The 20,782-nt window shown below is 62.3% G+C and carries 9 protein-coding genes; 5 read left to right on the top strand and 4 right to left on the bottom strand.

Annotated features, from left to right (window positions below; genetic code table 11):
• Positions 1 to 26 precede the first annotated feature (26 nt).
• The 3 genes from P3G59_RS19180 to mnmH all read left to right on the top strand — a co-directional run bounded on the left by P3G59_RS19180 (position 27) and on the right by mnmH (position 12,890).
• On the top strand, positions 27 to 10,547 hold the full coding sequence (locus tag P3G59_RS19180; protein WP_277758543.1) for an autotransporter-associated beta strand repeat-containing protein: 10,521 nt from the start codon (positions 27 to 29) through the stop codon (positions 10,545 to 10,547).
• A gap of 205 nt (positions 10,548 to 10,752) precedes the next feature.
• Positions 10,753 to 11,787 carry a selenide, water dikinase SelD gene (selD, locus tag P3G59_RS19175; RefSeq protein WP_277758542.1) on the top strand — a complete coding sequence of 345 codons (1,035 nt, stop codon included), beginning with the start codon at positions 10,753 to 10,755 and terminating at the stop codon, positions 11,785 to 11,787.
• Entirely contained in the window at positions 11,787 to 12,890 is a 1,104-nt protein-coding gene (mnmH, locus tag P3G59_RS19170; protein ID WP_277758541.1) for a tRNA 2-selenouridine(34) synthase MnmH, read from the top strand. Before selD ends, mnmH begins: the two co-directional genes overlap by 1 nt.
• Before the next feature lie 136 nt (positions 12,891 to 13,026).
• On the opposite strand, the gene P3G59_RS19165 is transcribed toward mnmH, so the two are convergent.
• A complete protein-coding gene (locus P3G59_RS19165) occupies positions 13,027 to 13,701 on the bottom strand; it encodes a histidine phosphatase family protein (RefSeq protein ID WP_277758540.1) in 675 nt (224 codons plus the stop codon).
• 344 nt (positions 13,702 to 14,045) lie between these two features.
• Here P3G59_RS19165 and P3G59_RS19160 point away from each other — a divergent pair, with 344 nt between their 5' ends.
• Together P3G59_RS19160 and hemB are read left to right on the top strand one after the other, a co-directional pair.
• Complete coding sequence (locus P3G59_RS19160; protein WP_277758539.1) at positions 14,046 to 14,744, top strand: glutathione binding-like protein; 699 nt, start codon at positions 14,046 to 14,048, stop codon at positions 14,742 to 14,744.
• 242 nt (positions 14,745 to 14,986) lie between these two features.
• On the top strand, positions 14,987 to 15,961 hold the full coding sequence (gene hemB / locus P3G59_RS19155) for a porphobilinogen synthase (protein WP_095051006.1): 975 nt from the start codon (positions 14,987 to 14,989) through the stop codon (positions 15,959 to 15,961).
• Positions 15,962 to 16,057: 96 nt separating this feature from the next.
• Here hemB and P3G59_RS19150 read toward each other — a convergent pair whose 3' ends face one another.
• From P3G59_RS19150 to P3G59_RS19140, 3 genes are all read right to left on the bottom strand, one after another.
• Positions 16,058 to 16,501 (bottom strand): hypothetical protein, encoded by a 444-nt coding sequence (locus P3G59_RS19150; RefSeq protein ID WP_277758538.1) that lies wholly within the window; start codon positions 16,499 to 16,501, stop codon positions 16,058 to 16,060.
• Positions 16,502 to 16,623: 122 nt separating this feature from the next.
• Positions 16,624 to 18,150 carry an FAD-dependent oxidoreductase gene (locus P3G59_RS19145; RefSeq protein WP_277758537.1) on the bottom strand — a complete coding sequence of 509 codons (1,527 nt, stop codon included), beginning with the start codon at positions 18,148 to 18,150 and terminating at the stop codon, positions 16,624 to 16,626.
• 365 nt (positions 18,151 to 18,515) lie between these two features.
• Positions 18,516 to 20,720 carry a TonB-dependent siderophore receptor gene (locus P3G59_RS19140; protein WP_277758536.1) on the bottom strand — a complete coding sequence of 735 codons (2,205 nt, stop codon included), beginning with the start codon at positions 20,718 to 20,720 and terminating at the stop codon, positions 18,516 to 18,518.
• Between the last annotated feature and the right edge of the window lie 62 nt (positions 20,721 to 20,782).

Here is a 20,782-nt window from a genome sequence, read left to right as displayed (position 1 = left end):
AAATTGGCCACGACAAGGAGTAGCCCGTGGAAGCAAGGTTTGCAGTAGCCCTCGTATCGCGTTTTTCCCCACTTTCCCTTGCTGTGCATCTGAGCGTTGCCGGGCTGTTGTTCGGCGGGATCAGCACGCCTGCCTATGCCACGTGCTCCACGGCAGGATCGACAGTGACCTGTACCGGTGTGCCGTCGCTGCCGCTGTTTCTGAACAATTTCTCCAGTGCCACCAACGGCCTGACGGTCAACGTCAACAGCGGCGCACAGATGAACGCGACCCTCGGCGGCCATGTGGTGGACCTGACCGGGGTGAACATCTCCCTGAACAACTCCGGGACTATCGACCCGGCGCTGCTCGGCCTGGTCTCAGTGTTGAGCGGTGGTGCATTCATTGGCACCGGTGCGACGAGCACGGTCAGTGTGCTCAACAACGCCAGCGGGATTATTCGTGGTACGGGCATGTTGCTCGGGCTTAATCTGACCAGCGTCGATGGTCTCGGCATTGCGGTAAACAATGCCGCAGCCGGCACCACCAGCATCACCAACAACGGCACCATTACCTCAACCGGGCTTTCCGTGGGTGGCATCACCTTGGCCGATACCCCGGTAGTCGGCGTCTACGGCGGCTCGCAGGTCAACATGACCAACAGCAGCACCGGTGTGATCAACGGCCGGATCGCGTTCGAAACGTCGGCGGCAGGCAACACCTTCACCAACGCCGGTGCGATTACCGGCGGTGTGTCGATGGGCGCAGCGAGCACCAACACCTTCACGGCGGTGACCGGTTCTTCGGTGCAGGTCGGTGACGGCGTGCAGGTCAGCGTCGGCCTCGGCGGACTGATCGGCATCAACCTGACATTCGCCCCGACCGGTACGGTCGATGGCGGCGCGGGCGGTACCAACAGCCTGATCCTGCAAAACCCCAGCGGCGTCGGCGGTGGTATCACCGGGGCTGGCACGGCGTCGAGCGCCACCTACGTCAACTTCAACAACCTGACCCTCAACAGCGGCACCTGGACCTTGCAGGGGCCACTGGTCAGCGGCGCGACCACGCTCAATGGCGGTATCGCCCAGTTCAACAACAACGCCACGTTCGGCAGCGGCGTGCTCACGTCCAACGGCGGGATTCTGCAGGCCAGCAATGCCGGGTTGAACATCGCCAACCTGATTTCCCTCGGCGCTGGCGGCGTCACGGTGCAAGGCACTAATGCCACCACCCTGAGCGGGGTGATTTCCGGCAGCGGCGGTTTTACCAAGGCCGGTACCGGCCAGCTTAACCTCAGTGCCGCCAACACCTATCTGGGCAACACCACGCTCAATGGCGGCACGGTGCAGGTGAGCAACAATCAGGCGTTCAGTACCGGCACCCTCAACGTGACCGGCGCGACGACGCTAAGCGCGCCGGGCACCATCAGCCTGGCCAACGCCATCAGCCTCGGCGGCACCTTGACGGCCGGCGGCACGGGCGCACTGACCCTCGGCGGTTTGATCAGCGGCAGCAGTGGCCTGACCAAAACCGGCAGCGGCAGCCTGACCGTCAGCGGCGCGAACACGGGTTTCACCGGCACCACCACCCTGAGCGCCGGCAGCCTGCTGGTGACCAACAACAATTCGCTGGGCAGCGGCGCGCTGAATACCGCCGCCGGCACCAGCCTGGACAGCACCACCAGCGTCACCCTCGCCAACAACATCGCGATGACTGGCGCGCTCAATGTGCTTGGCAGCAATGCCCTGACACTCGGTGGCGTGTTGAGCGGCACCGGCGGCATTACCAAAAGCGGCAGTGCCAGCCTGACCCTGACTGGCAACAACAGCAACAGCGGCAACACGTTGCTCAATGCCGGCAGCCTTTTGGTGGGCAGCAATACCGCGCTGGGTACCGGCGCACTGAGTACCGCCGCCGGAACCACACTGGATGCGACGGCGGCGGTAACCTTGGCCAATGCCATCGCAGTGACCGGGGGGTTAACCCTCGGCGGCACGCAGGCATTGGGCTTGAGCGGCGTCGTCAGCGGCGCCGGTAACCTGATCAAGAATGGCACCGCCAACCTCAGCCTCAGCGGCAACAACACCTTCTCCGGCGGTACCGCGCTCAACGCAGGTACGCTGATTGTCGGTTCCAACACCGCGTTGGGGACGGGTGCCTTGACCACGGCGGCAGGCACCACCCTCGACGCCAGCACCGCGGTTGCACTGAGCAACGCAGTGTCCCTCGGCGGTAACCTGACTGTCGGCGGCAGCGCCAACCTGACCCTGGGCGGAATTGTCAGCGGCAGTGGCGGGCTGACCAAAAACGGCGCGGCCAACCTGATACTCAATGGCACCAATACCTTCCTCGGTGCCATCGCGCTCAATGCCGGTACGATCACCGCTGGCGCCAACGCGGCACTGGGCAGTGGCAACATCACCGTCGGTGGCGTGGCTACCCTCGACAGCAATGCAGCGGTAACCCTGAACAACGCCGTCATTCTCAACAACAGCCTGGCGATCGGCGGCAGCAACGCGCTGACCCTCGGCGGGGTAATCAGCGGCGCCAGCCAACTGGTGAAAAACGGCACCGCCAATCTAACCCTGACCGGCACCAACACCTACAGCGGCGGCACCACGCTGAATGCCGGCAGCCTCACGGTCGGTAACGGCGCCGCACTGGGCACCGGCGCCTTGTCGGTGGAAGGTGCGGGCACGCTCAACAGCAGTTCGGCCGTGACGCTGAACAACAACGTGATTCTCAACGCCAACCTCACCGCTGGCGGCGCCAACGCGCTGACCCTCGGCGGGGTGATCAGCGGCGGCAACGGCTTGATCAAGACCGGCGCATCGAGCCTGACTCTCAACGGCAACAACACCTACACCGGCACCACGGCGCTGAATGCCGGTTCATTGATTGTCGGTTCCAGCACCGCCCTCGGGACCGGCACACTCAACGCCTCGAACGGCACCACCCTTGATGCCAGCACCGCCGCGACGCTGGCCAATAACGTCAACCTCGGCGGCACCCTGACCTTGGGCGGCAGCAACGCGCTGACCTTGGGCGGCGTAGTCGCCGGTATCGGTGGACTGACCAAGAACGGCGCTGCCGATCTGACCCTCAACGGCGCCAACACGTATTTTGGCAACACCGCACTGAACACCGGCAAACTGACCGTCGGCAGCAACACCGCGCTGGGTTCCGGTACGTTGAACGCGGCAGCCAACACCACGCTGGACGCCAACACGGCCGTCAGCCTGAACAATGCCGTGGCACTCGCCGGTGCCTTGAACATCGGCGGCACGGCGGATATGACGCTGACCGGTCTGGTCAGTGGCGCCGGCAGTCTGGTGAAAAACGGCACGGCCAATCTGATTCTCAACGCCGCCAACACCTACCTCGGCGGCACCACGCTGAATGCCGGCACCCTGACCGTTGGCAACAGTTCGGCGCTGGGCTCCGGTGCGCTGACTGTCGCGGGCGCCGCCACGCTGGACAGCAATTCGCCGCTGGTCAGCCTCAACAACGATGTCGCCCTGAATGCCGCGCTGACCGTGGGCGGTACGCAGAACCTGACCCTCGGCGGCGTCACCAGTGGCACGGGCCAGTTGATCAAAAACGGCGCCGCTAACCTGACTGTCAATGGCAACAACACCTTCAGCGGCGGCACCACGCTCAACGCCGGCACGCTGACCTTGGGCAATGCCAACGGTCTGGGCAGTGGCGGATTGATCGTCGGCGGTGCGGCGACTCTGGATAACAGCGCCTCGTTCGGCATCGGCAATGCAATCACGCTGAACGCCGGGTTGACCGTCGCCGGCAACAACGATTTGAGTTTGAACGGCATCATCGACGGTGCCGGCAGCCTGAGCAAAAACGGCCTGTCGGATCTGACTCTGGCCGGCAACAACACCTTCACCGGTGCGCTGAACATCGTGTCCGGCAGCGTCACCACGCTCAACACCAATGCGCTGGGCAACACCTCCGGCGTCAACATCAGCGCCGGCGCCGGGCTGAATCTGGGCAGCGACGCCAGCCTCGGCGCGCTGACCGGCAGCGGCAGTGTGCAACTGACCGGCAGCAACACCCTCACCGTCGGCAGCGGCAATGTCACCAGTACGTTTGACGGCGATCTCAGCGGCAGCGGCGGCCTGGTCAAAGTCGGTACCGGCACCTTGAACCTCACCGGGATCAACGGCATCACCGGCAACACCGCGATCAATGGCGGTATCGTCGACCTCAGCGGTTCGCTGGCCAGTGCACAGGTCAACGTCAACACCGGCGGTACCCTCACCGGCACCGGTTCGGCGATTGGTAGCGTCAACGTCAACAGTGGCGGTCATCTGGCGTTGTCGTCGGGCAACCAACTGTCCGCCAGCGCGCTGACCCTCGCTGCCGGCAGCAACGTCGATGTGGCACTGGGCACACCGTCGACCGCGTCGCTGATGAATGTCGGCGGCAACCTTACCCTCGACGGCAATCTCAACGTCAGCGATGCCGGCGGTTTCGGCGTTGGTGTGTATCGCCTGTTCAACTACACCGGCGCCCTGACTAATCTCGGTCTTGATGTCGCCAGCGTGCCGGTCGGTTATGGCCTCGGCGACCTGTTGGTGCAGACCGGCGTGGCCAATCAGATCAACATTCAAGTGTCGGCGCCGAACGTCAACATCCGTTACTGGGACGGCAGCCAGACCATCGCCAACGGCGTGGTCGATGGCGGCAGCGGCACCTGGAACGCAGTCGGCACCAACTGGACCGATGCCAACGGTCTGGTCAATCAGCCGTGGGCCGGCGATTTCGCGGTGTTCCAGGGCACCGCCGGCACCGTGACGGTGAACGGCACGCAAGCGTTCACCGGCATGCAATTCCTTACCGATGGCTACAACGTGGTCAACGGTGCGGCGGGGCAACTCACGGCAGTCAACGGCACGGGCGGCACCGCTGCATTGCGCGTTGATCCGGGCGTGACGGCGACCATCAATGCCAATATCAATGGCAGCGGCATTCTCAATAAACTCGACGCAGGCACCTTGGTGCTCGGCGGTGCCAACGCTTACACCGGCGGTACGCAACTGGACGGCGGCAAGATTATCGTCGGCAGCAACACCGCGCTCGGCACCGGCACGTTAACCGCCAATGCCGGCACGCAACTCGACAGCAACGCGGCGGTGACTCTGGCTAACGCCGCGACGCTCAATGGCAACCTCACCGTGGTCGGCAGCAATGCGCTGACCCTCAACGGCGTGATTGGCGGCACCGGTGGCCTGATCAAAAACGGCGCGGCCAACCTGACCCTCGGCGGCAACAACGCCTTCCTCGGCCCGGTAGCCTTGAACGCCGGTGGCCTGATTCTGGCGTCGAACTCGGCGCTGGGTTCCGCCACGTTGAACGCGGCGGGCGGCACCACGCTGGATGCGAGCACGGCGGTGTCGGTGAACAACGCGGTAAATCTGGCCGGCAATCTCGGCATTGGCGGCACGGCGGACCTGACCCTGGCCGGTACGGTCAACGGCGCCGGCAGCCTGAGCAAAAACGGCGCAGGCAACCTGACCCTCAGCGGCAATAACAACTTCCTCGGTGGCACCACCCTGAACGCCGGCACGCTGACCGCCGGCAGCAACTCGGCGCTGGGTCTGGGCAATCTCACCGTAGCCGGCGCCTCGGCGCTGGACAGCAACAGCGCGCTGAGCCTGGGCAACAACGTCGTACTCAACGCCAATCTGAGCAACACCGGCAGCAACAACCTGACCCTCGCCGGGGTAGTCAGCGGCGCGGCTGGCTTGATCAAAAACGGCGCGTCGAACCTGACGCTCAACGGCATCAATACCTACTCGGGCGGAACTACGCTGAATGCCGGCACGCTGACCCTTGGCACTGGCGGCTCTCTGGGCAGCGGCGCGCTGACCGTGGCCGGCGCTGCGACCCTCGACAATTCCGCACCACTGGTGCTGGCCAACAACCTCAACGTCAATGCCAATCTGGCTCTGGCCGGCAACAATAACCTGACACTCGGCGGCATCATCGCCGGCGCCGGCACGTTGACCAAGAACGGTCTGTCCGACGTGACCCTGAGCGGCAGCAACACCTTCAGCGGCACCTTCGATGTGGCGTCCGGCAGCCTGACCACGCTGAGTGGCGGGGCGCTGGGCAACAACGCCACGGTCAATCTCGCGGCGGGCGCGGCGTTGAATCTCGGTGCTTCCGGCAGCCTCGCCAGCCTTACCGGCAACGGTACTGCGCTGATCGGCACCGGTAATACGCTGAGCCTCGGTGGCAACAACGTCAGCAGCACCTTTGCCGGCATACTCAGCGGTGATGGCGGCTTGAGCAAACTCGGCACGGGCACCCTGATCCTCAGCGGCATCAGCGACCTGACCGGTGACACCAACGTCAACGCCGGCACGCTGCAGGTCAACGGCTCACTGGCCAGCGGCAACGTGCTGGTCAACAGCGGCGGCACCCTCGGTGGCAGCGGTACGTTGACCGGTGCCGTGACGGTGGCGGATGGCGGTCATCTGGCGGGCGTCACCGGCAGCACCCTGTCGGTGGATTCGCTGGTGTTCAGCGGCAACTCGAACTTCGACGTCGGCCTCGGCACCCCGGTGTCCGGCGGCAATGCGCTGGTCAGTGTCGGCGGCAACCTGACCCTCGACGGCACCCTGAATGTCAGCGACATCGGCGGGTTCGGCAGCGGCGTGTATCGCCTGATCAACTACACCGGTGGCCTGACCGACAACGGCATGTTGATCGGCGCCGTGCCGGGCAGCGTGACGCCGGGCGATCTGACCCTGCAAACCGCGCTGGCCAATCAGATCAACCTGCTGGTCACCGCACCGGGCGTCACCGTGCAGTTCTGGGACGGCAACCAACTGGTGGCCAATGGTTCGGTCGACGGCGGCAGTGGCACCTGGGGCACCGGCACCACCAACTGGACCGACGTCAACGGCACCACCAACCAAGCCTGGACCAATAACTTTGCGGTGTTCCAGGGCGCGGCCGGCACGGTCACCGTCAACGGCGCACAAACCATCACCGGCATGCAGTTCGTCACCGACGGTTACAGCCTGGTGAACGGCACGGCGGGTGCGCTGAACCTGGTCAACGGTTCGCTGGGCAATGCCACGGTGCGGGTTGACCCGAATGCCACGGCAACCCTCGGCGTTGCGCTCAACGGCAGCGGCACGCTGGGCAAATACGACAGCGGTACGCTGGTGCTCAACGCGGCCAACGGCTACACCGGCGGCACGGCGCTCAATGGCGGCAAGATCGTGGTTGGCAACAACGCGGCGCTCGGCACCGGTGTATTGACCGCCGCCAATGGCACCGCGCTGGACAGCAATGCGGCCGTCAGCCTGAGCAACGATGTACTGCTCAACGGTGGCTTGACCGTTGCCGGTTCCAACACCTTGACCCTCAACGGCGTGGTCAGCGGCAGTGGCAGCCTGATCAAGGCCGGCGCATCGAGCCTGACCCTCAACGGCAGCAACACTTACAGCGGCGGCACGCAACTGGCCGGCGGTTCGCTGATCCTCGGCAACAACAGTGCGATCAGCAGCGGTGCGCTCAACGTGACCGGTAATGGCACCCTCGACAGCACCTCGGCGTTGCAACTGGCCAACGCCATCAACCTCGGCGGGCAACTGACCCTCGCCGGTAACCAGAACACCACGCTGATCGGTGCCGTGACCGGCGCCGGCAGCCTGGTGAAAAACGGTAGCGGCGATCTCGTCCTCAGTGGCGCCAACACCTACAGCGGCGGCACCACACTGAACGGCGGCACGACGCGCGGTGACACCAGCAGCCTGCAAGGTGCGATCGTCAACAACGCGACGCTGACCTTCGAGCAAAATGCCGACGGCAGCTACACCGGCAACCTCACCGGCGCCGGCACGCTGAACAAAACCGGCAACGGGCAATTGTTGCTGACCGGCAACAACACCTTCACTGGCAACACCTCGGTGCAGGCCGGCAACCTGATCGTCAACGGCGCGCTCAACAGCGCCAACGTCAACGTTGCCAGCGGCGCGGGCATCGGCGGTGGCGGCCAACTCGGCGGCGCCGTGCAACTGGCCAGCGGTGCGACGCTGGCCGGTGGCGGTACGGCAACGCCGTTGTCAGTCGGTTCGCTGGCGCTGTCCTCGGGGACCAACCTGGACTTCAGCCTCGGCGCGGCGACCAGCTCGAACACGGTGGTCAATGTCGCCGGTAACCTGACCCTCGACGGTACGCTGAACATCAGCAATGCCGGCGGTTTCGGCACTGGCGTTTATCAACTGTTCCGCTACGGCGGCAGCCTGACCGACAACGGTCTGGTGTATGGCAGCCTGCCGGTGTCGGCGGCCAATCTGACGCTGCAAACGGCTATCGCCAACCAGATCAACCTGCTGGTGCAAGGCACGCCGGGTGAGGTGCAGTTCTGGAACGGTGGCACCACCAACCCGGACGGCAGCATCGGTGGCGGCAGCGGCGTGTGGGGCCCTGGCACCAACTGGACCGATCCGAGCGGTACTCAGGCCCTGGCAGCCAATGGTCAGTTCGCGGTGTTCGGTGGTCAGGCGGGTACGGTTACCGTGCAGGGCAATCAGAACTTCACCGGTTTGCAATTCCTCTCCGGCGGCTACAGCCTGGTTCCGGGGGCTGGCGGTACGCTGACGCCGGTCAATGGCGCCGACGGCAGCCTTGCACCGGTGCGGGTCAATGCCGGCGCGAGTGCGGAAATTTCCACGCCACTGGTGGGCACGGGGGGTATCGAAAAGCTTGATTCCGGCACGTTGGTGTTGAGCGGTGCCAACACCTACAGCGGTGGCACCACAGTCAGCGGCGGTACGCTGATCGGTAACACCACCAGCCTGCAAGGCAACATCCTCGACAACGCCACGCTGGTGTTCCAGCAGAACGCCAATGGTCAGTTCAACGGGATCCTCAGCGGTCTCGGGGCGATGGCCAAACGTGGCAGCGGGACGTTGCTGTTGACCGGTGATAATCCGTTCAGCGGTACCGTGTCGGTCGATCAAGGTGTACTGCAAGTCGGCAGCCGCGCCGCGCGAGCTTCGCTGGGCGCGCAAGTTACCGTGGCCAACGGTGCAGGGCTGAGCGGTAATGGCAGCGTCGGTTCGGTGATCAACCATGGTGTGGTGGCTTCCGGCGCCGACGCCGGAACCCTGAGCGTGGCCGGTAACCTGACCAACGCCTCGGATGGTGTGCTGGCGCTGACCGTCAGTTCGCCTACCGCGACACCGCTGGCAGTCGGTGGCACAGCGACCCTGGGCGGTGGCCTGCAAGTCAACTCGCTGGCGCCGTTCACCGGTAACACTACGTATTCGCTGATTACGGCGGGCGGCGGTGTGAATGGCACCTTCAGTGCTGCAGACCTGCCGCAATACGCGTTCCTCGACAGCGCTCTGGTGTACGACGCCAACGCGGTCAATCTGGTGGTCAACCGCAACGGCAATTCCTTCGCCGATGTCGCCGCCACCGGCAACCAGTTCAGGACCGCCACCGCACTGTCGAACAACGGTCCGGCGGGTGCAGCGTTGCAGAGCCAGATCGTCAACCTCAGTGTCGCCGGTGCGCGCAATGCCTTCGACAGCCTGTCGGGTGAGATTCACGCCAGCACCGCCAGCGCCATTCTCGAGGATTCGCGTTATGTCCGTGACGCGGTCAACGATCGCATGCGCCAACCGGCGTGCAGCGCGGCGGATGATCCACGCCGTGCCCTGGCGCCAAGTGACAACCAATTGAGCAGTAATGGTTGCCACGGCGAAATGGTCGGCTGGGCCCGGGCACTCGGTGCCTGGGGTGAGTCGGATGGCGACAGCAATGCGGCGAAACTCGACCGTAACCTCAGCGGCTTCATGCTCGGCACTGACAAGCAACTCGATGACCAGTGGCGCGTGGGCATGGCCGCCGGTTACACCCGCAGCGACCTCGACGCCCATGACCGTCGCTCGGACGCCACCGTTGAAAGCTACCACCTGGCGGCGTACCTCAACTCGCAGTTCGATGCACTGGCGGTGCGCCTCGGCGCGGCTTACAGCTGGCACGACATCGAGACCAAACGCAACGTCAGCGTTGGCAGCTACAACGATCGCCTGAAGGCCAATTACGATGCGCGCAGCGCGCAAGTGTTCGGTGAGGTCGGTTACACCATCGACGCTGCCGGCATTGCCCTTGAGCCGTTCGCCGGTCTGGCGTACGTCAACTACGACACCGACAAAGCCAGGGAGAAAGGCGGAGTAGGGCGCCTGGAAGCGGATGCCGATCAAGACATCACCTTCTCGACCCTCGGCGTGCGCGCCGGCAAAGTCATCACCCTGGCCAACGGCGGGCAGTTCACCCCGCGCGCGGCCATCGGCTGGCGCCATGCCTTCGGCGACACCAAGCCTGATGCCGACCTGACCTTCATCGATGGCGGCGCCTCGTTCAGCACGCAAGGTGTGCCGATCGCCAAGGACAGCGCCATTGTTGAAGCAGGTGTCGACTTCCAGATCAGCCCGACCGGCAAACTCGGCGTCGGCTACTCGGGGCAACTGTCGAACGACAGCAACGACCATGCGATGACCATCAGCTTCAGCCTGGGCTTCTGATTTAGGGTCGAAGCACTTTTAGCCGCCCGCAAGGGCGGTTTTTTTTTGCCTTGCCTCAAGCTGCTCATTCCCACGCTCTGCGTGGGAACGCCTCTAGAGACTCCGCGTCCCGGTGTGCATTCCCACGTGGAGCGTGGGAACGATCGAAAAACTGCTGCCTCGTGCTCTGCTAGAATCGGTCCCATTCCACAGCCTGAGACTCCCCATGAGCGAGCCCATCCGTCTGACCCAATACAGCCACGGCGCCGGTTGCGGCTGCAAAATTTCCCCGCAGGTGCTGGAAGTGATTCTGGCCGGCAGCGGCGCGCAGAATCTTGATCCGAAACTGTGGGTCGGCAACGCCTCGCGTGATGACGCGGCGGTGTATGAGGTCGATGCCGAGCGCGGTGTGGTCTCGACCACGGACTTTTTCATGCCGATCGTCGACGACCCGTTCGACTTCGGCCGCATCGCCGCGACCAACGCGATCAGCGACATCTACGCGATGGGTGGCGATCCATTGATGGCCATCGCCATTCTCGGCTGGCCGGTCAATGTGCTGGCGCCGGAAGTGGCGCGTGAAGTGATTCGCGGCGGCCGTGCCGTGTGCGACGCGGCGGGCATTCCTCTGGCCGGCGGGCATTCGATTGATGCGCCGGAACCGATCTTCGGCCTCGCCGTTACCGGGCTGGTCGAAAAGCGCCACATGAAGCGCAACGACACCGCCACCGCCGGTTGCCTGTTGTACCTGACCAAACCGCTGGGCATCGGCATCCTCACCACTGCCGAGAAGAAGGGCAAGTTGCGCGCCGCCGATGTCGGCGTGGCCCGCGACTGGATGTGCACCCTGAACAAACCCGGCAGCCGTTTCGGCAAACTCGCTGGCGTGACGGCGATGACTGACGTCACCGGTTTCGGTCTGCTCGGGCATCTGGTGGAAATGGCGGACGGCAGCCAGCTCACCGCGCGCATCGCTTACGACCGCGTGCCGCGTCTGGACAGCGTCGAGTATTACCTCGATCAAGGCTGTGTGCCCGGCGGTACGCTGCGCAATTTCGACAGCTATGCGAGCAAGGTCGGCCGCGTGCAGGAACTGCATAAACGCGTGCTCTGTGACCCGCAAACCAGCGGTGGTTTGTTGATCGCCGTCACCCCCGAGGGCAATGACGAGTTCCTTGCCGTCGCCGCCGAACTGGGTCTGAGCCTTGCGCCAATCGGCGAGCTGGTTGAGCGACAGACAAACGCAGTCGAGGTGATTTGATGCTCCGCGACTGCACCGACTACCGTGACATTTTTCTCAACGACCGGCCGCTGATGGATGCCCGCGCGCCGGTCGAGTTTCATAAAGGCGCGTTCCCCGGCGTGATCAATCTGCCGCTGATGAACGACGTTGAACGGCAGAAAATCGGCACCTGCTACAAGCAGCACGGGCAGCAGGCTGCCATCGAGTTGGGCCATCAACTGGTGTCCGGCGTGGTGAAGGCCGAGCGCATCCAGGCCTGGGCCGATTTCGCCCGGGCCCATCCTGATGGGTATATCTATTGTTTTCGAGGGGGGCTGCGTTCGCAAATCACTCAGCAGTGGCTGCGTGACGAGGCCGGCATCGACTATCCGCGTGTCGGCGGTGGTTACAAGGCGATGCGCAACTTCCTCATCGACACCCTTGAGCAGGCCATCACGCAATGTGATTTCGTCTTGCTGGGCGGCATGACCGGCACCGGCAAGACCGAGGTGCTGGTACAACTGCAAAACGGCCTGGACCTTGAAGGTCACGCCAACCATCGCGGCTCAAGCTTCGGCAAGCGCGCCACCGGGCAGCCGTCGAACATCGATTTCGAAAATCGCCTGGCCATCGATATTCTCAAGAAGCGCGACGCGGGTATCACCCAGTTTGTGCTGGAGGACGAGAGCCGGGTGGTCGGCAGTTGCGCCTTGCCGCTGCCGCTGTATCAGGGCATGCAGCAGTACCCGATGGTCTGGCTGGAAGACGGTTTTGACGATCGCGTGGCGCGGATCCTGCGTGATTATGTGGTGGATCTGTCAGCGGAGTTTGCTGCGGTGCACGGCGAGGAGGGCTTTACGTTGTTCTCTGAACGCCTGCTGGAAAGCCTCAACAATGTGCAAAAGCGCCTCGGTGGCGAGCGTCATCGGCGAATGCTGTTGTTGATGGAAGAGGCGTTGATCGAGCAGGGGCGAAGCGGCGCGGTGGATTTGCATCGCGGCTGGATCGAAGGGTTGCTGCGTGAGTATTACGACCCGATGTATGTGTTTCAGCGCGAGAAGAAAGGCGGGCGGATCGAGTTTGCCGGGGAGCGCGGGGCGGTGCTGGAGTATTTGCGTGAGCGGGTGAATCAGAAGGTTTGAGGTTGTTGCGGCTGGCCTCTTCGCGAGCAGGCTCGCTCCCACAGGAATCGGAGTCAGGCACATCATTTGTGTTCAATGAAGATCCAATGTGGGAGCGAGCCTGCTCGCGAAGGGGCCGCGTCAGGCCACACAAGACTCAGGTCGGGCAGGTTTCCTTGCCATGATCCAGCCCCTGCTTGTAGCTGTGGCTCTGCAGACTGGCCTTGCCGTTGTGCCAGGTCAGCGTCAGCACGTACAGCGAGTCAAAATCGTTGCCCGCCCAATCCTCGGTGATGTTCTGTTTCTCGCCGACCGCTTTGCCCGCCACCTTGTTGATCAACTCCGGCAGATAGCCGTGGGACCACGCGGTGTAAATCGTCGAGTTGTGATACTTGTCTTCCAGCAGTTCGCGGGCCAGATCGCTGGTGTCGTTGGCCGAGAACTCGATGTTCACCGGCAGGCCGAGCTTGATCGCGGCGGGGCTGATGGTCATCAGCGGGCGGATGTAGCTGTAGGAGTTGTCCAGCTCACCTTCCTCAACATTGCGCGTCGGATTGGCGGCGAACACGTAATCGGCTTTGCCGAATTTTTCCGGCAGCAGCGTCGACAGCTCGATGGCGCGGTTCAAACCCTGACAGTTGAGCTGGCCGAGCCCGCCTTCGGGTTTCTCTGCGTGACGCAGGAACACCAGCGTCTGGGTGCCGTCCACCGGTTGCGCGCGGCTTTCGCTGGACTCCAGCGACAGGAACAGCGCACTGACGGCCAGCAGGGAGGGAAGGGCCACATACGCGCGGTGTTTGAAACGTTTGGCGAATCGCATAAGGATCGTCATGAAATAAAAGGTTCTTCAGCAAATTCGGTTAAGGCTGACAAACCTTTACACCGCGCGCTCCCAGCACCGGGTGTTTTCCATGTCGTCAACGGCTTCCACTGCAACCAAGGCATAGCTCAGAGTCCCCTGAGGCCCTTTTGGTTCGATCCGCAAGCGTGCGCGGCACTCTAACGGCAACCAGGATCGGCTTGCGGAGGAGATTAATCACTGAATGTTACGGTTCCTGTAGGCGCTGCCGAAGGCTGCGATCTTTTGATCTTGCTTAAAGGTCAAAATCAAAAGATCGCAGCCTTTGGCAGCGCCTACATTATGATCAGCCTTTAATTTGTGACTGGATGCTTCCCATGACCGATCTGTCCGCGTTCCGGATTACCCAGAAATGGCCGGCGCAGTACCCTGACTGGATTCAGCTCTATTCCTTGCCGACGCCCAACGGCGTCAAAGTCTCGATCATGCTCGAAGAAATCGGCCTGCCATACGAGCCGCACAAGGTCGCTTTCGACAGCAATGATCAGTTGTCGCCGGAGTTCCTCTCGTTGAACCCGAACAACAAGATCCCGGCGATTCTCGATCCCCATGGTCCCGAAGATAAGCCGCTGCCGCTGTTCGAATCCGGTGCGATTCTGATTTATCTGGCCGACAAGAGCGGCCAGTTGCTCGCACAGGAAGGCGCGCATCGCTACGAAACCCTGCAGTGGCTGATGTTCCAGATGGGCGGCATCGGCCCGATGTTCGGCCAACTGGGTTTCTTCAACAAATTCGCCGGCAAGGACTACGAGGACAAGCGTCCGCGTGATCGTTATGTCGACGAAAGCAAACGTCTGCTCAAAGTGCTCGACGGTCGGCTCGAGGGCCGTGACTGGATCATGGGCGAACGCTACACCATTGCCGATATCGCCACGTTCCCGTGGGTGCGCAACTTGATCGGGTTTTATGAGGCCGGTGATCTGGTAGGCATTCAGAACTTCCCGAATGTTACCCGCGTGCTTGAGCGTTTCCTTGCGCGTCCGGCTGTCATCCGGGGCCTGACCATTCCTTCTTGACTCAACACTAAACCCCTGTAGGAGCTGCCGAAGGCTGCGATCTTTTGATGTTGATTTTTAAAGGCAAGATCAAAAGATCGCAGCCTTCGGCAGCTCCTACAGGGGATTTGTTGTTTCACAGGGATTATTGCACCCCCGGTAATGCACTCTTGATTGATCCAGGTTTGTACCCCGCCCCCCGCAAGGCATAAGCTTCGCCCCCTACGACTTTCGTCTCATCTGCCGTTTTCAGGAAAGGCCCCATGTCCAGTCAGTTCCCCGAAGCACGTCCACGCCGTCTGCGCCGCAATGCGAGCCTGCGCAGCCTGTTCCAGGAAACCGAGTTTTCGCTCAACGATCTGGTGCTGCCGATCTTCGTCGAAGAAGAGATCGATGACTTCGTGCCGATCAAGAGCATGCCCGGGGTGATGCGTATTCCCGAGCGCAAACTGGCCAGCGAAATCGAGCGCTATGCTCGCGCCGGTGTGAAGTCGGTGATGACCTTCGGCGTGTCGCATCATCTGGACAGCAACGGCAGCGACACCTGGCGCGAGAATGGCCTGGTCTCGCGCATGTCGCGCATCGCCAAGGACGCCGTGCCGGAAATGATCGTGATGTCCGACACCTGCTTTTGCGAATACACCGATCATGGCCACTGCGGCGTGATGCACAACCATGAAGTCGACAACGACCAGACCCTGATCAACCTCGGCAAACAAGCCGTGGCGGCGGCCCGCGCCGGTGCTGACGTGATTGCGCCATCGGCAGCGATGGATGGACAAGTGCGGGCGATTCGCCAGGCGCTGGATGCGGCCGGGTTCACCCAGATTCCGATCATGGCGTACTCGACCAAATTCGCCTCGGCGCTGTATGGCCCGTTCCGCGAGGCCGGTGGCAGCGCGCTGAAGGGCGACCGCAAAAGCTATCAGATGAACCCGATGAACCGCCGCGAAGCCCTGCGCGAATCGCTGTTGGATGAACAGGAAGGCGCAGACGCACTGATGGTCAAACCGGCCGGCGCTTACCTCGACATCATCCGCGATATCCGTGAAGCCTCGAACCTGCCGCTGGCGGCGTATCAGGTCAGCGGCGAGTACGCGATGATCAAGTTCGGCGCGCAGGCCGGGGCGATTGATGAAGATCGTGTGGTGCGTGAGAGCCTGGGCGCGATCAAGCGTGCGGGTGCGGATCTGATCTTCACTTACTTTGCGATGGATCTGGCATTGGCGGGGATCTGAGAAAAGGATCGCAACTTGCAGCATTGCCTGTATGGAGTGGGTGCTCCTTGTAGGCAGATGCGTCAGGTTGCGATCGTCTGCATAACTCGATTTTTATCAGGGAAGCGCTTTGCTGAGTTTGACGTTTAACGACGCAGTGACATGCAGCGTTGAAGAATCAGTTTTGTGTTCGATGGGATCGAAATCAGCTTTGATTTCTCCACTGAAACGAGTTTTATTCTCAGAAATCGTTAGATACAAGATCGATTGATTGGGCGATGCGTACGTCCAACCTGTATGACTTGCAAGATACACTGCGGCGTACTGGTAGTAGGTCGAAGGTATTTCATATGTTCCATCTTCTAGATCGCTGAAAATTTGAAATATAAAAGACCTGTCGTTGGCCGCCGTTCTCCCTCGGAACTCATATTTTACCCACTGGGTTGAACGCAACTCGATCAAAGCAGCATTTAAAGGTTGGTGGTCGGGGACTTCGAACAGTGCGTTTAATGTTCCAGTGACCTCTATGTCTTGCACTTGATCTGCGGTGGACACTTCCATCTTCATTGCTCCTTACAAACGGTGAGCAATGATTAGAGGTGGCGCTGCGGAAAGCGTCTACTGTCAGAGTTGACAGGTGTTCAGGTCTTTCCGACGAATGGCTGGCCAAGGAAATGTGAAGGTCACTGAAAAGGCCGGATCCCGTGATCGCGGAAGTAGCGTTCAATCACCTTCGGATCCGCGCTGTTTTCGGCAATCGCCACATAGGTATCCGGGCGCAGCAGGTAAAAGCCGTTACGCCCCAACCCCGCCGTTTCAAACGCCGGACGCCAGTCGAACACGTGCAGCGGTAAATGATGCTCCTGGCACCAGGCAATCATTTCGTCGCTGGTGTCACCGTAGACATGCACCTGCCAGCACGGCTGTCTGAGCGGTTCGTAATTATCGCCCTCACCATCATGCGCCCACGGCAAGCGGTCGCCGCCGTGCACGTGGCCGGCCGCGCCCTGGGTCAATGGCATACCGCGATAGTTGAGGGTGACCTGCGAAACGGTGCGAAAAAGGAACTCGCGACTGGCCTCGAACGACGCCATTTTCGGGATCAGAAACGGTGCCACGCGCATGCGCAGCAAGTCCGCCATACGCCCCTCGGCGGTGACGAAGCTGAAGACCTTGTCGGTGGTCGAAACCAATCTGCGAGCGAAGGCGATGCGTTCGGTTTCGTAGCTGTCGAGCAGGCGTGGTTCGGCAGCGCCGCTGAGCACAGCGGCAAGTTTCCACGCCAGATTGATCGCGTCGCCGATGCCGGTGTTCATGCCCTGGCCGCCCGCCGGGCTGTGCACATGCGCCGCATCGCCGAGCAGAAACGCGCGGCCACTGCGAAAATGCTCCGCTACGCGGTGATGCACGCGGTAGGTCGAGAACCAGTGCACGTCTTCGATGTGCACCTTGAGATGTTCGATGGCGCGGCTGCTGACATCGGAAAATTCCAGGGTTTCGGCGCGATCCGCACGTTCGTCACGCACGGTGCCGATCAGCCTTGCGCGGCCTTGGCCGGCCAGCGGAAACACGGCGAGAAAGTCCGCCTCGTCCAGGTCAAGATGCAGCTCGCCGTTCATCGCCGGGCCGCTGGCCTCGACATCAGCCACGTAGAAAATCTGCTGATAGGTGCCACCGGGAAACCCGGCGTCGAGGCTTTTGCGCACCACCGAACGGGCGCCGTCGCAACCGGCCAGATAACACGCCTGGCAGATTTCCTGCTGGCCATCGGGCAAGCGCAAATGCGCGGTGAGGCCGTCGCCGGTCTCCTCGAAACTTTCCAGCGTGGTGTCGCGTTCGACCGTGATGTCATAGTCTTCGAGACGTTCGATCAGCAGCCGTTCATGTTCATCCTGCGGGAAGATTTCGACGAACGCATAGGGCGTCAGGCCTTCGCCGATGCGGTTCAGCGGCAACTGTGCGACCGGTTTGCCGTTGACCCAGAAATTCGCTGCCGCCACCCGATGGCCGTTGCGCACCACGGTGTCGGCGAGGTCCAGTTGCCGGTACAACTCGAGGGTGCGCGCCTGCACCGCCAGCGCTCGCGAAGTGGTGCCGGGCGCGGAGGTTTTATCGATGATGCGCACGCGCACGCCGAGTTTGCTCAGCCACAGGGCCAGCACCAGCCCGGTCGGGCCGGCGCCGATGATCAGGACGTCGCTGCGGTTCATGGGCCTGTTCTCCATTTGCTGTGCAGCAAGTATGGATCAGAAGGAGAGGGTGGCCAGTTGATCGGCCAGACGGAAAAAGGCCTCGCAGCGGTGAAGCTGTGGGGCCTTTTTCGGGTGTTCGGCGGGAGATTTTGGTGACAGTGAAATTTCCCCCCCTCACCCCAGCCCTCTCCCCCCAAGGGGGCGAGGGGGAAAGGGAGCCGATTGGGGGCCTTTCAAAACCTGAGCCGATTTGGGTGCCTTTCAAAACCTGAGTTCGACTCGGTGGCACACGTCGGCGTACTTCGAAAGAACAACGCAATCAGTTCCCTCTCCCTCTGGGAGAGGGTTAGGCGGGCGGCGTTCCGATGAGGGGCTTTTCAGCCTTAGAAATCGATAGTGCCGGACAACTTGGCAACCCGCGGCTCACCCTGAGTCAGATACCCACCCTGAGCCGATTCCCAATACTTCTTGTTCGCCAGATTCTCCACGCCCAGACGCAGCGTCACGTCCTTCTCCGAGACCTTGAACGCATAACGCGCACCCGCATCGAAGCGGTTCCAGGTCGGCAGGCTGAGGTTGTTCGCCGCATCCGCGTATTGACCGCCGGTGCGCAGCATCCGCGCGTTCAGCGCTACGCCTTGCAGACCCGGGACATCCCAGTCGGCGCCGGCGTTGAACTGGAAGGTCGGCACGCCGATCGCACGGTTGCCGTCGTTGGCGCCGTTGAGGGTGTTCTTCAGTTCGGTGTCCATCAGGGTCAGACCGCTGATCAGCCGCAGGCCCTGAATCGGTTCGCCGAACACGTTCATTTCCACGCCTTTGTTGACCTGCTCGCCTTCACGCACGTAGGTGCAGGTGGTGGCACTTTCGATGTTGCAGTAACCGTCGCTCGGCTGTTCGATGCGATAGACACCCAGGCTCGCGCCGTAAGTGCCCATGTCGACTTTCACCCCGACTTCGGACTGCTTGGAGCGGGCGGGGGCGTAGACTTCGTTGCCGTTGGTCACGCGTAAGCCGCCGGTGCTGGTCGGCGACGTCGGGCCCTGGGCCAGGCCCTCGATGTGGTTGGCGTAGAACGACACGTGTTCCCATGGCTTGAACACCACGCCGTACACCGGGGTGGTGATCGATTCGTCGTAGCTCGACTTGCGACCGCCGCTGCCCCAACTGGCGTAGTTGTAGCCTTGCACCACCAATTGCTGACGACGCAAGCCGGCGGTGACCAGCAAGCGATCATCGAAGAAACCGAGGGTGTCGGAAAGCGCGATGCTGCGGTTGAAGGTCTTGCCGACGATACCCGGATCATTCAAGTCGCCGCCGGCAAAATTGCCCTCCGGCGCCGGCGTCTGCACCGGGTGGTAGATGTTGTTGGCGTATTGGGTCAGGTCAAAATCATAGGCGCTGCGCTGTTCGGCCCAGATACCGGTCAGGCCGAAATTGACCTTGTGGCTGACCGCGCCGGTATTGAATTTGCCGTTGAGGCCGGCCATCACGCTGGTGTTGTCTTCATCGTGGGGGATGAACGAGCCGGTGGTGACCGACGCGCCGCTGTTGCCGACCAAAGTGGTGGAGTTGTAACGCCCGACTTCGCGGGTGTGCTTGGCGCCGCCGGCCGCGTAGGCGGTCCAGTTGTCGTTCAGGTCGTACTCGGCGCGGAGCATGCCGAAGGTGTCTTCGATGTCGGTGTAGCCCCACTTCGGCGCGTAGTTGGTGTCGGCCGATGGCGCGTCCGGAATGTGCGTGGCGGTGCCGAGGTTGACCGAGTTGCGGCCACCGTTGACGCGTTCTTTCTGATAGGCGAAATCACCGGAGAGGCGCAGCGCGTCGCCGCGATAGTCGAGGCCGATGGCGAACAGTTTCGAGCGCTGGTTCTCGTGATCGATGCCGGTGTCACCTTCGCGTTGGGACAGGTTGACCCGTGCGCCGAAGCGGTTGTCTTCACCGAAACGCTGGCCGATGTCGAAGTGATGACCGATGCGGCCTTCGCTGTTGATGTCGGTGGTGTAACGACGCAACGGCACGTCACCGGCACGTTTGGGCTGCAGATTGACGCCGCCGCCGATGCCGGAACCGGTCGGGGTCACGCCGTTGATAAAGGCGTTCGGGCCTTTGAACACTTCCACGCGCTCCAGGGCGTCGGTGGAAATGATCTGCCGTGGCAACACGCCGTACAGGCCGTTATAGGAAATGTCGTCGCCGTTCAGCGGCAGGCCGCGGATCATGAAAACCTGTGCCTGGTTGGAGAAACCCGAGGCCTGACGCACTGACGAATCGTTGAGCAGCACGTCGGCGACGTTTTCGGCCTGTTGATCCTGAATCAGCTGTTCGGTGTAGGACGCGGCGCTGAACGGCACGTCCATCATGTCCTGATTGCCGAGCACACCAAGCTGGCCACCACGGGCGACCTGACCGCCGGCGTAGACCGGGGGCAGGGCGTTGGGCGTCGGGGCTTGGGCGTTGACGTTGACGTCGTCCAGCACCAGCGCCTTGTTATCGCCGTCGGCGGCGTGAGCGGTGACAGTCAGGGAGCACAGCAGGGCGAGAAGCGTCGGGCGAAACGGGACGGCGAGTCGAGCTGAAGCGGGCATGTAGATACCTGGAGGCGCACGGCCGGTGAGAAAAATAAGGGCGGCGCGGGAACTCCTTGCGC

Origin of the sequence: Pseudomonas sp. A34-9, from assembly GCF_029543085.1 — a bacterium.
Classification (GTDB): Bacteria; Pseudomonadota; Gammaproteobacteria; order Pseudomonadales; family Pseudomonadaceae; genus Aquipseudomonas.
This window is presented reverse-complemented; position numbering and strand designations above follow the sequence as displayed.